Genomic DNA, 15,882 nt, shown 5'->3' with positions numbered 1-15,882 from the left:
TTCAAGGCTTCGGTGGGCATCGATCCGATCGATCGGCGGCCCAGCTCGGGCGGCCACCCGGGCTGGGCCATTCCTCACGGAACGGGGCTCATCCTAACCCGGCGCGCTAATACAAGGGTGGGCAAAGCGGAGCGTGCCCACGATTTCTGTCGATTGAGGAAGATCGTGGGCACGGCGCAAGCGCGCCTTTGCCCACCCTACGAAACCAGACTAGGCGGAGAGATGTCCTTTCCCAGGATACTCATCTCGCGTCCCGCACAGCTACAGATCCATCTCCCAGGTCTCGCCGACCAGATCCTGCCCGAAACTGTGATGCGGCTCGGTGGCGACCAGCTTGAAGCCGGCGCTCTTGTAGATGCCGCGTGCGGCGACCAGAATGCTCTGCGTCCACAGTGTCATCCTGCGATAGCCCCTCTCGCGGGCGCCCTGGATGCACTGCTCGACGAGCGTGCGGCCGACACCGAGCCCGCGGGCCTTCTTCTCCACCTGCAGCAGACGGAGTTTGGCGAGTTCGTCGGTGGCCTTGACCAGAAAGACCGAGCCGACCGGCTCGCCGCCGACCTCCGCAATCCAGCAGTGCTCCCGCGCGGCGTCGTAGTTCCTGATGAACTGCGCACAGATCTCGGCGACCAGCGCCTCGTAGCTGATGTCCCAATTGTAGTCCGCGGCATAGGCGGCGCCCTGCCGTGAGATGATCCAGCCCATGTCGCCAACGCGATGGCTGCGCAGCATGACGGCCGCGGGCCGGCTTTGCCGGGGCTCCAGCACGGCCTCGATCGTCGCCATGGCCTGCGTGAGCCGCGCCGCATCCTCGGCCGACAGCCGGGCCAGCATTGCGGCGACCTCGTTTTGCGAGCCGAGGTTCAGCTTGGCGAAGCTCTGGCGGCCCTTGGCGGTGAGGCTGAGCTGGTATTGCCTGCGATCTGCGGGCAGGGGCTTGCGCGTGATCAGCCCCTTTTCGTCGAAGCTCTGCACGATGCGGCTGAGATAGCCGGGATCGAGACCGAGTTCGTTTCCGATCTCCTTGGCCGCAAGGTCGTCGTGCTGGGCGAGCTCGTAAAGCACGCGGGCCTCGCTGAGCGAGAACGGGCTCTTTCCAAGGTGCTGGTCGAGCACGCCGAGCTTGCGCGTATAGAACCGGTTGAAGGCGCGGATCGCTGCGATTTGGTCGTCGCTTCCGGTAAATGGCATGGGCCCCTCCGATACTTGCCATTGTCAAATAGTTATTTGACTTTGGCAAGTATTGGATGCGCGTCAGCCCACCATGACGATCCGGCTTCGCAGCAGCGTCCGGGAGGAGCGGCCGAGCCGTCTGAGCAGCCGTGCCTCGGAACGGCGAGCCTGGGACGGATAGCCGCCGATCCGGTCGTAATGATCCCGTGAGATCAAAAGCCCCTGGTCGCCGAGCGGGCCGACCAGCGTGCGCGCCACGGACCACAGGACATCGCGGAAGCCGGTATCGGCATAAGGCGAGCGGCTGTAGCGGAACACGGCCGCACGATCCCGTCCGCTGGCCGCGACGGCCTGAATGAACTGGGTGGTCTCCTCGATCCAGCCGGTTTCCAGCACGGCGCCGGCAGGAAGGAACATCAGCCAGGGGGAGCGGGCCTGCAGCGCGCCGGCCGCGAGCGCCGCGCCTTGCGAGGACCCTTCATAATCGATGAAACGGCAGCCGGCGACGTCGGCAACGCGTTCGATGACGCCATTGCGGGTGCCGTCGACCAGCAGGACTTCCTTGATGATACCAGCGGCAGCGCCGGGTACCAGCGCGGCCAGGGTTGCGACCGCGGTCTGCTCGACGCCCTCGGTCGGAATGATGACGCTCAGCATGATTGAGGCTTCACTGTCCGCAATTCGGGAGAAGCGTAACTCGTTATGAAGATGTCATAAACACGCGCCGTTGCCGAGTGCAACTTTCCCGCGGGCGGTTCGGCGCGCGATGGTAAATCGCCAAAAGTCTCATCCTGGCCGAATATGTCGCGCGCGGGTGGCAATATTGCCGAATGTTTCGGCGAATCCGGCTTTCGGGCGCTTCAAACTGGGCCTTTCCCCGCCGATATCTCAGGGTGGAGACGGCACCTTTCGCAAGGCTGTATGGTCAGGCCGACGGCGATCTTGCGGCAAGGAAAAACGTGCAACCGGCAGTTCCGCCGAGCGAGAGATATCCGATGAATGCCGATCAACTTCCTGTCGGGGCGACGCCGACATTGTCGAAGCCTGACGCCGCGCCGACCTTGCGGATCCGCGCCGTGATGCTGGGCGAACGCATCAACGCGTCGAACCTCGAACTCGGCACGCTGGTGTCCTCGACGCCGGCGGCGTTCCGCGTCCATGGCGGACTCGCCGTGATCTTCCGTTACGGCGTCGTGGTGCTGATCGGCCTGCTTCCTTCCGAGGAGAAGGTGCTGCTCGACGGCCTGAAGTCCCGCGTGACCGGCGAGTTCAGCCCGTTCGAGGAGGAGATCGCGCAGGCGCAGCTCTGCAAGGATGAAAACGCCGAGGCGATTCAGCCGGGCGGGCCGATCTGCCTGTCGAAATTTTCCGACGAGCGGCTGCTGCTGATCGCCGACGCTCTTGCCAAGAGCACGTCGCTGGCGCGCGACGAGCGGCGTGTTGCTGCCGTCTTCGACGTCATCGAACCTTTCGCGCGGGAGCTCGCCGAGAAGGGCCGCACCTCGCGGCGGCGCCAGGGCATCCTGCAGCTGATCGGCAATGCGCTGCTGGTGCAGCAGCGGGTCGCCGGCCGCGTCGCGGTTGCCGAAAAGCCCGACGCGCTCTGGGAAAAGCCTCAGCTCGACCGGCTCTATGCGCGTCTCGAAGACGAGTACGAACTGACGGAGCGCCTCGACACGCTCGAGCGCAAGCTCAAGGTCATCTCGGAGACGGCCGATGCGCTGACCGACATCATCGACACGCAGCGGTCGCTGCGGCTCGAAATCGCGGTGGTCGTGCTGATCGTGATCGAGGTCGCGATCGGCTGTTTCCAGATCTTTGCCGGCATTCACTGACGAGCCGCGGCGGGCGCCTGCCGGATATCGCCGCCGGTTCGCGATCGCCATGTCGCGATCTCGGCGATCTCGGCCTCGGGCCGTGTCTCCATTGTCCGGCTGCGTCCAAGATAGAGCTGTCCTGCATCGCCCTCGATCGTAATCCAGTCGCCTTCCGACAAAGTTGCATCGGCAAGCCGCGCCTGCCGCGCAACTGGATCGATCTTCAGGGCGCGACAGCCGACCACGCAGGGCTTGCCCATCTGGCGCGCCACCAGCGCCGCATGCGAGGTGCGCGCGCCCACCGCCGTGACGATGCCGGCCGCGACCGCAAAGCCCGCGACGTCAGCGGTGCTGGTGTCAGGACGCAGCAGGATGACCGGCTCGCCGGCGGCCGACAGGCGCTGGGCGCATTCGGCGTCGAAGGCGGCGCGGCCGATGCCGATGCCGCCGGAGGCGCCGATCCCGGTAGCCGCCGGCTCGCCGGCGGCTACCAGCGATGTCGCGGTGAGGGAGCCAAGGTCGATGTCGGCAACCCGCGCCAGCGCCTCGTCCGGGGTGATCAAGCCCTCATGCACGAGGTCGATCGCAATTCTGATTGCGGCGCGCGGCGTCCGCTTGGCCGAGCGAGTCTGCAGGATCCAGAGCCGGCCGTCCTCGACGGTGAACTCGACATCCTGCACATCGCCAAATTCACGCTCGAGCCGTTTCAGAATATCGCCGAGCTCGGCTTCGGCCCGGGGCAGCGCGCGCGCGATCGCGTCGTCGGCGTCGGGCGTACGGCGTCCGGACACCACGTCTTCGCCTTGCGCGTCGAGCACCAGATCGATCATCGGATGCGGAGCACCGGTCGACGGATCGCGCGAGAATGCCACGCCGGCGCCGGATGCCAGCCCGCCATTGCCGAACACCATCGCCTGCACCGTGACGGCGGTGCCCTGGAGTGATTCCAGCTGCTGAAGCTTCCGGTAGGTCTGGGCGCGTTCGCTGGTCCAGGATCGGTAGACGGCGCGTGCCGCGGCTTCGAGCTGCGCGGCGGCATCCTCGAGCAGACCCTCGCCGCGATCCTCGATCAGCGCCTGCTCGTCGCCGGCAAGGCGTTCCAGCGCCTCGCTGTCGAGCTCGCGATCGCTGTCGGCCCCCTCCGCGTCGACCAGTTCCGAGATGCGGGCCGCGAACGCCGCGGCATCCAGCCCGAGCACGGTCTCGCCAAAACTCTCCAGGAAGCGGCGTCGGCAGTCCCAGGCGAGCCGCGGCCGGCCGGTCGCGCGGATCAGGCCGTGCACGGCATCCGACGTGCAGCCGACATTGAGAACCGTGTCGAGCATGCCCGGCATCGACCGTGCCGCGCCCGAGCGCACCGAGACCAACAACGGCAGCCGCCGGTCGCCGAAGCGTTTTCCGGTCGCGCGTTCCAGGAAGGCGATGCCTTCCTGCAAGCCGTCGCGCAGATGTCGGTCGGCGTGGGCGTGTCCTGCGATGATATCGGCGCAGAGCTTGACCGGCAGCACGAAGGCCGGGGGCACGGGCAGGCCGAGCGCGGCCATCCGGGCGAGGTTCGCGGCCTTGGCGCCGATCTCCTCGGCGGAACGCAGTTCGGTCGTCCCGTTGCCGATACGCACGATGTGCATGCTATGTCCCTCTAGGCTGCGAGATCGATCATGATGTGCCGGCGCAGCAGATGTCCGAACCCGGCGAAGCGGTCGGTGGCCCGCTCGATGGCGCGCGCGAGCTCCAGCACCGAGAGCGAGGTCGCGATGTCGAACCCGCCGCCGAACACAAGCGCGGTCGTCGCCCGTTCCTGGCTGTCGGCGGCATGTTCCGCATCGATCAGGCGGGTCACGGCCGCGAGCGCATCCTCCGAATCCGCGCGTCGCCCTTCCGGCACGTCGGTCGCCGCGGCGACGCCGCTGGCTGCGGCCTCGGTCGTGGTCATCGCCACCGCGCAGAGCTCGGCGAGCGCAGTCAGCAGTGACGGGTCGGTCCGTACGGGCATCAGTGAGGCGATGAAGGCCGCCTGCTCGAGTTCGTCGACGGCTTCCTCGGCGCGGTCGATCAACTGTCCGATCGTCGGCCGGGCGTTGAGTCGGTCGATTTCCTTGCGGGTCTCGAGTGCGATGCGGTCGGCCTTCTGCTCGATCGCGCCGCAGCGCCGCATCAGCAGATCGCGATCGGCGGGCTGGCCGGCGTGCAGCGCCGCGATGTGCCGGGAGATGGCCGCGACGAGATCGTGGGCAAGGCCGATCTGGCGCAGCACGGCGGCGAACAGCGTGCCGTCGACGCGTTCGAGGTGCCGCACCAGATCGGCCTCGATCTGGTCGCGCACCATCCTGACGGAGTGACCTGCGAGCAGCGCCTCGGTGGAGGCGCGCAGTGCGGCCTTCAGGAAATCGATCGCCGCGGTGCGGCCGAGCGCCTGGTCGAGCCGTTCGCCGAAGCCGATGCGGGCGGGCGCCGCGTTCCTGACCGCAGATCCCAGCAGATCGTTGCCGCCGAGCTCGAGAAAGCCGCGGTGGCCGATCCGCTGTCGCGCTGCCCATTCGAGGATTCGTGTTGCGTCGTCCTTGGCGACCCAGGTCCGCAGCAGCTTGCGCGCCTTGTTCCAGTCGATCAGGAACACCAGCGCGGCCCCCAAGGCTGCGAGGAATTCGTTGCGATCGGCGGCATGGCCTGCCTGCAATTGGCCGGTGACGAGAAAAAATGAATTGTCTTCGCCAAGTCCTGCGGCGGTGTGACGGTCGAGCCCGCTCCAGGTCGCGTCGAACTTGTCGAACAGCGAGATGAAGAACTTTGCCCGTGCCAGATGCACGTCGGTATAGGTGACGGTGACCGCGTGCTTCTTGACGGCGATCACCACGACATGCGCGTCGGTGGTGCCGATGTCATTCTGAATCAGGAGCCGGCCGCCCGAGCGGGTTGCCATGGTGTCGAGGCCGGGATGGTTGAACTTCAGCCCGCGCGTCTGGTTGAGCCCCTTCATGAAGGCTTCCACGGCGCTGCGATCTTCGCCGTGCAGGCCGAACACATGGGCGCCGTCGAGAGTTTCCTCCGAACAGGTCGCCGCGAGCTGGTTCAGCGCCTTGTGGAGATCCATCACCAGGCGATGCAGGCTGTCGCCGCCGGCCTCGGTCACGCCGGTCAGACGGGCAATGCGGGAGAGTTCGATGTCGTTGGTGGCGTCGAGCAGGCCCTCGCTTCGCACCGCCGTCAGTCGCGCATTGGCTTTCTCGCCTTGGGACACCGCACCGGCGCTGACGGCGCGGATCATCGCCACGACGTCGTCCTGGATCTCCTTCATCAGCTTGGCGAGGTTCGGCGCCGTGAGGCGGGAGGTTCCGACGAGATGGGCACCGCCGATCAGCGTCGCGATCGCGGCAGGCGCGATCCCGGCGGCCTGACTCTCGACCGCGAGTTCGCGGGCCGGCCGGTCAGGGTCTTGCGCATGCTGAGCGGCCGCCTGGAGCGCGCTCATGCGCACCTTGATACGGTCGTTGGCGGCAAGCCCATCCGCCACCAGCGTGGGCAATAGCATGTCGCTCTGTCCGAGCTGTTCGATGATCTGGGTTTTCATGGTCTGTCCGCACGACGGCTGATCCCGCTTTTATGCCGCGAAGTTGCGACGTCATCATTGCGGCAGATCATTCATAAAACCGTCATGGAAGGTGGCGCGTGCGGACCAGCGTAATGCCTCGCGATCGTGATCGCGTCGTCGGTCGGAATGACGCGCGTCGCGGCGACGCTGCCTCACCGTGGCAGGGTCGCCTTGGCATTGTCGCGAGAAAACATCGGTGGCACGTCGAACTTGCCGGTCTCGAGGTCATATCGGCAGCGCCAGCCGTTCACGACGCCGGTCTGCTCTCGCTTGCGTCCCTTGACGTCGGCTTCGCCCGACAGGGTGATCAGAACATAGCGGTTCGCCGGCCAGTCGACGCTGAGCCCGCGATAGCTCTGGTCCAGCCCTTTTACCGGATAGGCCGAGATGTGATACTCCGGCTTCTTCACGACTTTTCGCCACTCCGGCTTCGTCTTCAGGTACTCCCAAGCGAGGTCGCCGAGTGGCTTCTCGGTCGCGCTAACCCAGCCTTGCGAGGTGCGGCGGTACAGGTAGAGGGTCGCCTCACCCGAGCCTTGCTTCTGTACGCGAATGGTCCACCTTTGATCATTGGTGAACTCGAAATCCGCGGGATAGCCGGCCGGTTCGCGATCGAGCAGCGTGAAGGTGCCCTGCCAGCGCGCCCAGAACTGCCATTTCCAGTCGTCGTCCTGATCCTTGTTCACATATTGCTCGATGATCGTCGAGCCATCCGGCGACGCGCGAGTCCATTTCTCGACGATCTCGTAACCTGCCGGCGGGGCTGCCGGCTGCGAGGCGTGGCAGAAGCCGATGCTGCAGGCCACGACAAGTCCGATCCACGCTGTCTTGATCAAGGTTGTCTTGATCAAGGTTGTCTTGATCAAGGTTGTCTTGGTCAAGGTTGTCTTGGTCAAGGTTGTCTTGGCCCTCATTGTCGCCTGTCTCCATATCGCAGGCCTGTCCAAGGCCTGCCGTCAGTGAGCGTTCAACGCCTTTGTGACGCGCTCGATCGCCGTCGGACCATCCGGATGGGATGGGGCCAACTCGGAAAATCTCTTGAAATCCGCCAATGCGCGCTGCAGCGGGGAACGTCCCCCGCGCCAGTATTGTAGGGTGGGCAAAGCGGAGCGTGCCCACGCATTTCTCGCGATCGAGAGAGATCGTGGGCACGGCGCAAGTGCGCCTTTGCCCACCCTACAATACCTGCGCCTTGGCTCGCAGCGTCGCGACGCAGTGCCGTGTGATCGTCGTCTCCTTATTGGTCGGGACACAAGTATCGTAGGGTGGGCAAAGCGGAGCGTGCCCACGCATTTTTCATGATCGAGAGAGATGGGGGGCACGGCGCTTTTCGCGTTTGCCTACCCTACGAGACCTGCGCCTTGGCTCGCAGCGCCGCGACGCAGTGCCGCGCTATCGTGGTCTCCTCATCGGTCGGGATCACGAGGACGTCCACGGCGCTGTCATTGGCATTGATGCGCTCGTGCGCCGCGTTGTTGGCCGCAGCATCGATCCGCACGCCAAGCCAGGCGAGCCGGTCGCCGATCGCGCCGCGGATCTGCGCCGCGTGCTCGCCGATGCCGCCGGTAAAGACGAGCCCGTCCAGTCCACCGAGCGCGTTCGCCATCACCGCGGTCTCCTGTGCTGCACGATAGGTGAAGAGATCGACCGCCTCGCGCGCCGCGGGTTCGCGGCTGGCGAGCAGCGCGCGCATGTCCGCGGAGAGGCCGGAGACGCCGAGCAGGCCGGACTCGTGGTAGAGCAGGTGCTGCACGGCGTCGACCGACATCTTCTCATGCTGTTGCAGATAGAGCAGGACGCCCGGGTCGATCGTGCCGCAGCGTGTGCCCATCACGAGGCCATCGAGCGGCGTCAGTCCCATCGTGGTGTCGATGCTGCGGCCGCCACGAAGGGCGCAGAGGCTGGCGCCGTTGCCGAGATGGGCGATGACGACGCGCTTGGCGGCAAGTTCCGGCGCAATCCGGGCGAGGCGGCCTGCGACATATTCGAATGACAATCCGTGAAAGCCATAACGCCGTATGCCGCGCTCTTCATAGTGTCTCGGAATGGCGAAGCGGCTCGCCGGTGGCGCGAGGCCGTGATGGAAGGCCGTGTCGAAGCAGGCGATCTGCATCAGGGCGGGGCGGATCGCCGAGATGGCGCGGACCGGTGCGAGGCAACGGGGCTGATGCAGCGGGGCCTGCGGCGTCAGCGCCGCCAGCCTCGCCATGACGTCGTCCGTCAGCTCGACCGGGCCCGAATAATCCGGCCCGCCGTGGACGACGCGATGGCCGACCGCGCGCAGGCTGCCTTGCCCGAACCGGTCGTCGACAAAGGCGAGCACATCGGCGAGCAGATGGCCGCCGTCGGCATCGGCTTCGTCCTTGCGCTGTTCGAACAGGTCCTCGCCCGCAGGGCTCGTCACCACGAGCCGGGGCTTGGCCTCGTGCTCGTCGAGGAGCCCCTTGCAGAGCAGGGTGGGATCGGCGCCCGAAATATCGAACAGGCCGAACTTGATGCTCGATGAACCCGAGTTGAGGACGAGGACCGCGTCAGCCATGGCGCCGTCAATCGCCGGCTTCGGCCGGCGTGGCGCCGCCGGCGCTGTTCTGCCAGACCCATTGCTGGATTTCCGGCATGTCCTCGCCATGCTCGCGCACGTAACGCGAATGCTCGAGCAGCTTGTCGCGGAACTGCTGCTTCACATGCGCAGCCCTGGTTGCGAGATCGGGCACGCGTTCGATCGCCTCGATCGCGAGGTGATAGCGGTCGAGCTCGTTGAGCACCACCATGTCGAACGGCGTCGTCGTGGTGCCTTCCTCGGCGAAGCCGCGCACATGCATTCCGGCATGGTTGGTGCGGTTATAGGTCAGGCGGTGGATGAGGTGGGGATAGCCGTGATAGGCGAAGATCACTGGCTTGTCGCGCGTGAACAGCGAGTCGAAGTCGCGATCGGAAAGGCCGTGCGGATGCTGCTCCTGCGGTTGCAGCGTCATCAGGTCGACGACGTTGACGACGCGGATCTTCAGGTCCGGCAGCGCCTTGCGCAAGAGGTCGACGGCGGCGAGCGTCTCCAGCGTCGGCACGTCGCCGGCGCAGGCCATCACCACGTCGGGTTCGCCGTCAGCGTCTTCCGTACCGGCCCAGGTCCAGATGCCGATGCCGGCATCGCAATGCGTGGCGGCTGCCTGCATCGACAGCCATTGCGGCGCCGGCTGCTTGCCGGCGACGATGACGTTGATGCGATTGTAGGTGCGCAGGCAGTGATCGGCGATCCACAACAGCGTGTTGGCATCGGGCGGGAAATAGATACGGACGATGTCGGCCTTCTTGTTGGCGACGAGATCGACGAAACCCGGGTCCTGATGGCTGAAGCCGTTATGGTCCTGGCGCCAGACATGCGAGGTGAGGAGATAGTTGAGCGAGGCGATCGGGCGCCGCCATGGCAAATGCCGCGTCACCTTGAGCCATTTGGCGTGCTGGTTGAACATGGAATCCACGATGTGGATGAAGGCCTCGTAGCATGAGAAGAAGCCGTGCCGTCCGGTGAGCAGATAGCCCTCGAGCCAGCCCTGGCAGAGATGCTCGCTCAGGACCTCCATCACGCGGCCGTCCTGCGCGAGGTGCACGTCGTAGGGTTCGATCGGCTCCATCCACACGCGTTCGGTGCTCTCGAACACGGCGTCCAGCCGGTTCGAGGCGGTCTCATCAGGTCCCATGATGCGGAAATTGCGCGCCTCGGCGTTGAGGGTAATGACGTCGCGCAGGAATTTGCCAAGCTCGCGCGTCGCCTCTCCCGTCACCGAACCTGGCTGCGGCACCTCGACGGCGAAGCTGCGGAAGTCCGGCAGCTTCAGCTCCTTCTTCAGCAAGCCGCCATTGGCGTGCGGATTGGCGCCCATGCGCCTGCTGCCTTCGGGCGCAAGGGCCTGGAGTTCGGGGATGAGCGCGCCGCTCTGGTCGAACAGCTTTTCCGGCTCGTAGCTGCGCATCCAGTCTTCGAGAATCTTCAGGTGGGCCGGATTCTCGCGGCAACTCGCCACGGGCACCTGATGCGCCCGCCAAAAACCTTCGACCTTCTTGCCGTCGACCTCTTTCGGGCCGGTCCAGCCCTTCGGGCTGCGCAGCACGATCATCGGCCAGCGCGGCCGCTCCACGCTCGCGCGACCATCGCGGGCGTGCTGCTGGATCGAGCGGATGCTGGCGATTGCGACGTCGAGCGCGTCGGCCATGGCCTGGTGCATCGTCTTTGGATCGTCGCCTTCGACGAACAGCGGCTCGTGGCCGAAGCCGCGGAAGAGATCGCGGATCTCGTCATCACGCATTCGTCCGAGCACGGTCGGGTTGGCGATCTTGTAGCCGTTGAGGTGCAGGATCGGCAGCACCGCGCCGTCATGGGCGGGGCTGAGGAACTTGTTGGAGTGCCAGGAGGCCGCCAGCGGGCCGGTCTCGGCTTCGCCGTCACCGACGACGCAGGCGACGATCAAATCAGGATTGTCGAAGGCCGCGCCATAGGCGTGCACCAGCGCGTAGCCGAGCTCGCCGCCCTCGTGAATTGAACCCGGCGTCTCCGGCGCGGCGTGGCTCGGAATGCCGCCGGGGAAGGAGAACTGCCTGAAAAGTTTCCGCAATCCGTCCGTATCGCGCGCGATGTCGGGATAAATCTCGCTGTAGCTGCCTTCGAGATAGGTGTTGGCGACCATGCCCGGGCCGCCATGTCCAGGGCCGCAGACATAGAGCACGCTGAGGTCCTGCGCGCGGATGACGCGGTTGAGATGGGCGTAGATGAAGTTCAGCCCGGGCGTCGTGCCCCAATGGCCGAGCAGGCGTGGCTTGATGTGCTCTGGCCGCAACGGCTCGCGCAGCAGCGGATTATCCAGGAGATAGATTTGCCCGACCGAGAGGTAGTTCGCGGCGCGCCAGTAGCGATCGAGGAGATCGAGGTCGCTGCTTGCAGCTGACTGATGTTGTTGATTTGTCATAATCCTGCTGACCTTCACTCGGATCGTCGTCAACGATGTTCCCGGACGATCGATCCTTCGGCGGCATGAAACGGGATCGCCATGACAGCCATGTTGCGTGAGGTCAAAGCCGCGCGCTCGAAGTTTGGGCGGCTACTGTGCATGGGGTTGTTTTCGCGTTTTCCATTCTTGTTCTTGATTTGTTCCTTTGGCGTGCTATCTTGGCTGCATGAGTCCAGCTTCTTCTTCTGCTCTCAAGCACCCGCCGGTCACGGCGCCCTCCGAGCCGGCGGGTGCGCCTTCTGATTTCCCCGAGCTTGGGGTCGCCATCGACCGGGCGCGCCGGCGCGGGCGAGGCGCCCAGTCCAATGCCAGCGGCCGCTACGAGGCGGAGGCCCGCGTCGCCTTCGACGATGGCTGGCAGAGTCTTGAGGAACTGCCGCCGTTCAAGACCATTGTCGGCGTCGACACCTCGCGCAAGGTGATTACCCGCAACGACTCCCCCGACATCGGTTTCGATCGCTCCATCAATCCCTATCGCGGCTGCGAGCATGGCTGCGTCTATTGCTTCGCGCGGCCGACGCACGCCTATCTCGGCCTGTCGCCGGGGCTCGACTTCGAGTCAAAACTGTTCGTGAAGCCCGAGGCGCCTGTCCTGCTCGAGAAGGAACTCGCCGCCTCAGGCTACGAGCCGCGGATGATCGCGATCGGCACCAACACCGATCCGTATCAGCCGATCGAGCGCGAGCACAAGATCATGCGCGGCATTCTCGAGGTGCTGGAGCGCACGGGCCATCCCGTCGGCATCGTCACCAAGTCCGCGCTGGTGACGCGCGACATCGACATTCTCGCACGCATGGCCAGGCGCAACCTCGCCAAGGTCGCGATCTCGGTGACCTCGCTCGATCCGAAGCTGGCGCGCACCATGGAGCCGCGGGCGTCGACGCCGCCAAAGCGGCTGGAGGCGCTGAAGCAGCTTTCGGACGCCGGCATTCCGACCACCGTGATGGTCGCGCCCGTGATCCCCGCGCTGAACGATACCGAGATCGAGCGCATCCTCGATGCCGCAGCCCATGCCGGCGTCAAGGAAGCGTCCTACGTGCTGCTGCGGTTGCCGCTGGAGGTGCGCGACCTGTTTCGTGAATGGCTGATGGCAAATTATCCGGACCGCTATCGCCACGTCTTCACGCTGATCCGCGATATGCGCGGCGGCCGCGACTATGATTCGAAATGGGGCGAGCGGATGAAGGGCACGGGACCGATGGCCTGGACCATCGGCCGCCGCTTCGAGATCGCCTGCGACAGGCTCGGCCTCAACAAGCGCCGCGCCAAGCTGACCACGGATCACTTTGCCCGGCCGAAGCAGGGCGGCGAGCAGCTCAGCCTGTTCTGAGCATGATGTGGAAAAAGGTATGGCATGAGTAACGAAGTTCCGCCGGTGCCGCGGCTCACCGTCGTCACGCTCGGCGTCAGCGATATCCGCGCCAGCATTGCTTTCTATGATGCGCTGGGCTTTTCGCGCCGGCTGAAGGCAACCAGCGAGGCCGTTGCGTTCTACGATACCGGCGGCTCGGTGCTCGGCCTGTTTCCCTGGGACCAACTGGCTGACGACGCGAGCTTGCCGGACCAGCCGAGGCCGGCGAGCTTCCGCGGCGTCACGCTTGCCTGGAACTGCGCCTCCCGCGAGGAGGTCGATGCGGTGATGGCCTTCGCCCTCGGCAAGGGAGCAAAGTTGCTGAAAGCGGCGTCTGACACCGACTACGGCGGCTATCGCGGTTATTTTGCCGATCCCGACGGCCACGCCTGGGAGGCGGTGGTGGCGCCCGGCATCGAGGTCGGCGAAGACCGGCGGGTGCATCTGGCAAACTAGAGCGGTCAGCTTGAATAACGGGAATTGCGATTGGTTCCCGGTTGCGCTGGCCGGGCTGCTTGCGCACGATCCCGGCCATGATTCGGGACAAATCCGCCAGGAAGCCGGCCAAGGACGTGCCAAACAAGGACGCGCCAAAGCAGGCTGCCGAGAAGAAAGCCGGGCCTGCCAAAGCGAGCTTTCGTCGCGAGCGCGCGCTGATCAAGCGCGGCGTCTGGCCGGTCGCCGGCTGCGACGAGGCCGGCCGCGGGCCGCTGGCTGGTCCCGTGGTGGCGGCTGCCGTGATTCTCGATCCTGATCGCATCCCGCGCGGCATCGATGATTCGAAGCGACTGACCGCCGAAGAGCGCGAAAGACTGTTCGACAAGATCTGCGCTACCGCCCAGGTCTCGGTCGCGGTCGCATCGCCTGCGCGGATCGACCGTGACAACATCCTGCGCGCCTCGCTGTGGGCACTGAAGCGCGCGGTGATCGCGCTGCCCGAGCCACCCCGCCACGTCTTCGTCGACGGCCGCGACCGCCTCGATACGCCTTGCGATTGCGAGGCCGTGATCGGCGGCGACGGTATCGTGCTCTCGATCGCCGCCGCCTCCATCGTCGCCAAGGTCACGCGCGACCGCTTGATGTGCGCGCTGGCGCAGGATTGCCCGGGCTACGGATTTGAGCAGCACAAGGGCTATGGCGTCCCGGAGCATCTCGATGCGCTCGATCGCCTCGGTCCGACGATCCATCACCGCAGCTTCTTCGCCCCCGTCGTTGCCGCCCGCGCCAAGCACATGCCCTGGACGGTCGAGCCGGTGCGGGATCTGTTCTCGGCCACCGAGGTCGAGCTGCAGGTCGAGACGGCGGTTGAAATCGATGCTTCGGCAGGACTCTAGAGCAGACCGAAGTTGCCACGACGCGTGGCGCCCTTTATCAAAACAGATGTGAGCGAATAGGGCCGGCTGGACGGGTTGGCTGCATCTTGCGGGCGTTGCATGCGGTTTACCTCCCTGGTCATCGAGCTCATTCGCGCCCGGCCGCGGTTGATCGTCTGGATTGCCGTGCTGCTTCAGGCTGCGATGTGGCTGCTGGTCGCCCTCGTGTTCTACCGCAGCCCGCCCGGCAGCCTCGCGACCCTGCTCGCCTTCGGCAGGGAATATCAGGTCGGCACCGATCTCGGCCCGCCGCTCGCGGTCTGGCTCGCCGACATCGCCTATCGCGCCGCGGGCGGCCACATGTTCGGTGTCTATCTCCTGGCCGAGCTCTGCGAGATCGCCACCTTCATCACGCTCTATCACCTCGCTCGTGCCGTGGTCGGCAGCCAGCATGCGGTGCTCGCCGTGCTGTTGACTATGACAGTGCTGGCCTTCTCCTCGTCCGCGCTCGACTTCGGTCCCCTGGTCCTCGCGCGCCCGCTGTGGGCACTGCTGCTGCTGCATTCCTGGCAGATCATCGGCCAGCGTCGCGGCAATGCCTGGTTCGCTTGGTCGATCGAAGCGGGCCTGCTGCTGCTGACGACGCCGGCCGCGATCTTCCTGCTCGCGCTTCTCGTCATCTTTGCGCTGTCGACCGCCGGCGGGCGGCGGACCTTGCGTGCGCTCGATCCGCTGTTTGCGCTTGTCGTCGTCGCCGTGCTGGCGCTGCCTTATGCGGTCTGGCTGATGCGTGCCGAGACCCTCGTGTTGCCCGCCTTGCCTCAGGTTGCGGACCTCAGTGCCCGCGCGATCCATGCGGTCTGGCTGCTCGGCGGGCTCGTGCTCGGCGCAGTGGCGATTCCGGTGTTGACGTTTCTCAACACCGGCCTGTTGGCCGGCAAGAGCGAGGAGGCGCCGATCATCTACCGGCCTCCGGTCGAGCCGCTCGCGCGCAACTTCGTCTACTTCTTCGCGCTCGCACCTGCGCTCGGTGCAGTCCTGATCTCGGGCCTGTTCGCACTCGATACCGTCGTCGGCGGCGCCGGTGTCGTGCTGGTCATGTCGGGCCTCGCCATGGTCGTGGCATCAGGCGATCTCGTCGCGATGCGCCAGGCGCGCATGCTGCGTACGGTGTGGATCGCCGCCATCGTGGCGCCCGCCGCCGGTGTCGTGCTGGCCGTGCTGTTCATGCCCTGGACCGGCAGCGGCGAGATCGCGACCTCGATGCCGGCCGGTGCGATCTCGGACTTCTTTGAGGAGAGCTTTGCCCGTCGCACCAACCATCGTCTGCGTGCGGTCGCCGGTGAAACCCAGCTCGCGAGCCTGATCACGCTGCATTCCGGAAGACCGCATCTCTTCATCGATGCCGATCCGGCACGCACGCCATGGATGTCACAGGCCAAATTCGGCGAGAGCGGTGGAGTCGTGGTCTGGCGCGCCTCCGATACTGCCGGCACGCCGCCGCCGGAAATTCTCGCCCGCTTCCCCGGGCTGGTGCCGGAGGTGCCGCGGGCGTTCGAATGGCTGGTCAATGGCCGTCAGGGATTGCTGCGCATCGGCTGGGGCATCGTGAGGCCGAAGGGGACGTAGGGGTCTC

12 protein-coding genes are annotated in these 15,882 nt (G+C 65.8%); 5 read left to right on the top strand and 7 right to left on the bottom strand.

Going from position 1 to position 15,882, the window contains the following annotated elements:
• Positions 1 to 261 precede the first annotated feature (261 nt).
• Together G8O24_RS38795 and G8O24_RS38790 are read right to left on the bottom strand one after the other, a co-directional pair.
• On the bottom strand, positions 262 to 1,191 hold the full coding sequence (locus tag G8O24_RS38795; protein WP_188107784.1) for a bifunctional helix-turn-helix transcriptional regulator/GNAT family N-acetyltransferase: 930 nt from the start codon (positions 1,189 to 1,191) through the stop codon (positions 262 to 264).
• A 63-nt stretch (positions 1,192 to 1,254) separates the two neighbouring features.
• Complete coding sequence (locus G8O24_RS38790) at positions 1,255 to 1,830, bottom strand: glycosyltransferase family protein (RefSeq protein ID WP_188107783.1); 576 nt, start codon at positions 1,828 to 1,830, stop codon at positions 1,255 to 1,257.
• A gap of 338 nt (positions 1,831 to 2,168) precedes the next feature.
• Between G8O24_RS38790 and G8O24_RS38785 the strand changes: the two genes are divergently transcribed.
• Positions 2,169 to 3,008 carry an RMD1 family protein gene (locus G8O24_RS38785; protein ID WP_188107782.1) on the top strand — a complete coding sequence of 280 codons (840 nt, stop codon included), beginning with the start codon at positions 2,169 to 2,171 and terminating at the stop codon, positions 3,006 to 3,008.
• On the opposite strand, the gene G8O24_RS38780 is transcribed toward G8O24_RS38785, so the two are convergent.
• From G8O24_RS38780 to G8O24_RS38760, 5 genes are all read right to left on the bottom strand, one after another.
• On the bottom strand, positions 3,002 to 4,618 hold the full coding sequence (locus tag G8O24_RS38780) for a PEP/pyruvate-binding domain-containing protein (protein WP_188107781.1): 1,617 nt from the start codon (positions 4,616 to 4,618) through the stop codon (positions 3,002 to 3,004). The genes G8O24_RS38785 and G8O24_RS38780 overlap by 7 nt on opposite strands.
• Positions 4,619 to 4,629: 11 nt before the next feature.
• Positions 4,630 to 6,558, bottom strand: coding sequence for a hypothetical protein (locus G8O24_RS38775; protein WP_188107780.1), 1,929 nt, complete (start codon positions 6,556 to 6,558; stop codon positions 4,630 to 4,632).
• Positions 6,559 to 6,731: 173 nt separating this feature from the next.
• Positions 6,732 to 7,430 (bottom strand): hypothetical protein, encoded by a 699-nt coding sequence (locus tag G8O24_RS38770; protein WP_188107779.1) that lies wholly within the window; start codon positions 7,428 to 7,430, stop codon positions 6,732 to 6,734.
• Between the two features lie 494 nt (positions 7,431 to 7,924).
• The gene (locus G8O24_RS38765) at positions 7,925 to 9,118 is read right to left on the bottom strand and encodes an acetate/propionate family kinase (RefSeq protein WP_188107778.1); all 1,194 of its coding nucleotides are present in this window, start codon (positions 9,116 to 9,118) and stop codon (positions 7,925 to 7,927) included.
• Between the two features lie 7 nt (positions 9,119 to 9,125).
• A complete protein-coding gene (locus tag G8O24_RS38760; RefSeq protein WP_188107777.1) occupies positions 9,126 to 11,540 on the bottom strand; it encodes a phosphoketolase family protein in 2,415 nt (804 codons plus the stop codon).
• 208 nt (positions 11,541 to 11,748) lie between these two features.
• Here G8O24_RS38760 and G8O24_RS38755 point away from each other — a divergent pair, with 208 nt between their 5' ends.
• From G8O24_RS38755 to G8O24_RS38740, 4 genes are all read left to right on the top strand, one after another.
• Complete coding sequence (locus tag G8O24_RS38755) at positions 11,749 to 12,912, top strand: PA0069 family radical SAM protein (protein ID WP_188107776.1); 1,164 nt, start codon at positions 11,749 to 11,751, stop codon at positions 12,910 to 12,912.
• A 24-nt stretch (positions 12,913 to 12,936) separates the two neighbouring features.
• Complete coding sequence (locus G8O24_RS38750; protein ID WP_188107775.1) at positions 12,937 to 13,389, top strand: VOC family protein; 453 nt, start codon at positions 12,937 to 12,939, stop codon at positions 13,387 to 13,389.
• A gap of 77 nt (positions 13,390 to 13,466) precedes the next feature.
• On the top strand, positions 13,467 to 14,267 hold the full coding sequence (gene rnhB, locus G8O24_RS38745) for a ribonuclease HII (protein ID WP_188107774.1): 801 nt from the start codon (positions 13,467 to 13,469) through the stop codon (positions 14,265 to 14,267).
• A gap of 99 nt (positions 14,268 to 14,366) precedes the next feature.
• The gene (locus G8O24_RS38740; RefSeq protein ID WP_188107773.1) at positions 14,367 to 15,875 is read left to right on the top strand and encodes a glycosyltransferase family 39 protein; all 1,509 of its coding nucleotides are present in this window, start codon (positions 14,367 to 14,369) and stop codon (positions 15,873 to 15,875) included.
• Positions 15,876 to 15,882: the final 7 nt, after the last annotated feature.

This window comes from Bradyrhizobium campsiandrae, from assembly GCF_014529705.1.
Classification (GTDB): domain Bacteria; phylum Pseudomonadota; class Alphaproteobacteria; order Rhizobiales; family Xanthobacteraceae; genus Bradyrhizobium; species Bradyrhizobium campsiandrae.
Note: the sequence above shows the minus strand (reverse complement) of the source record. Positions and strands in the feature narration are given on the sequence as shown.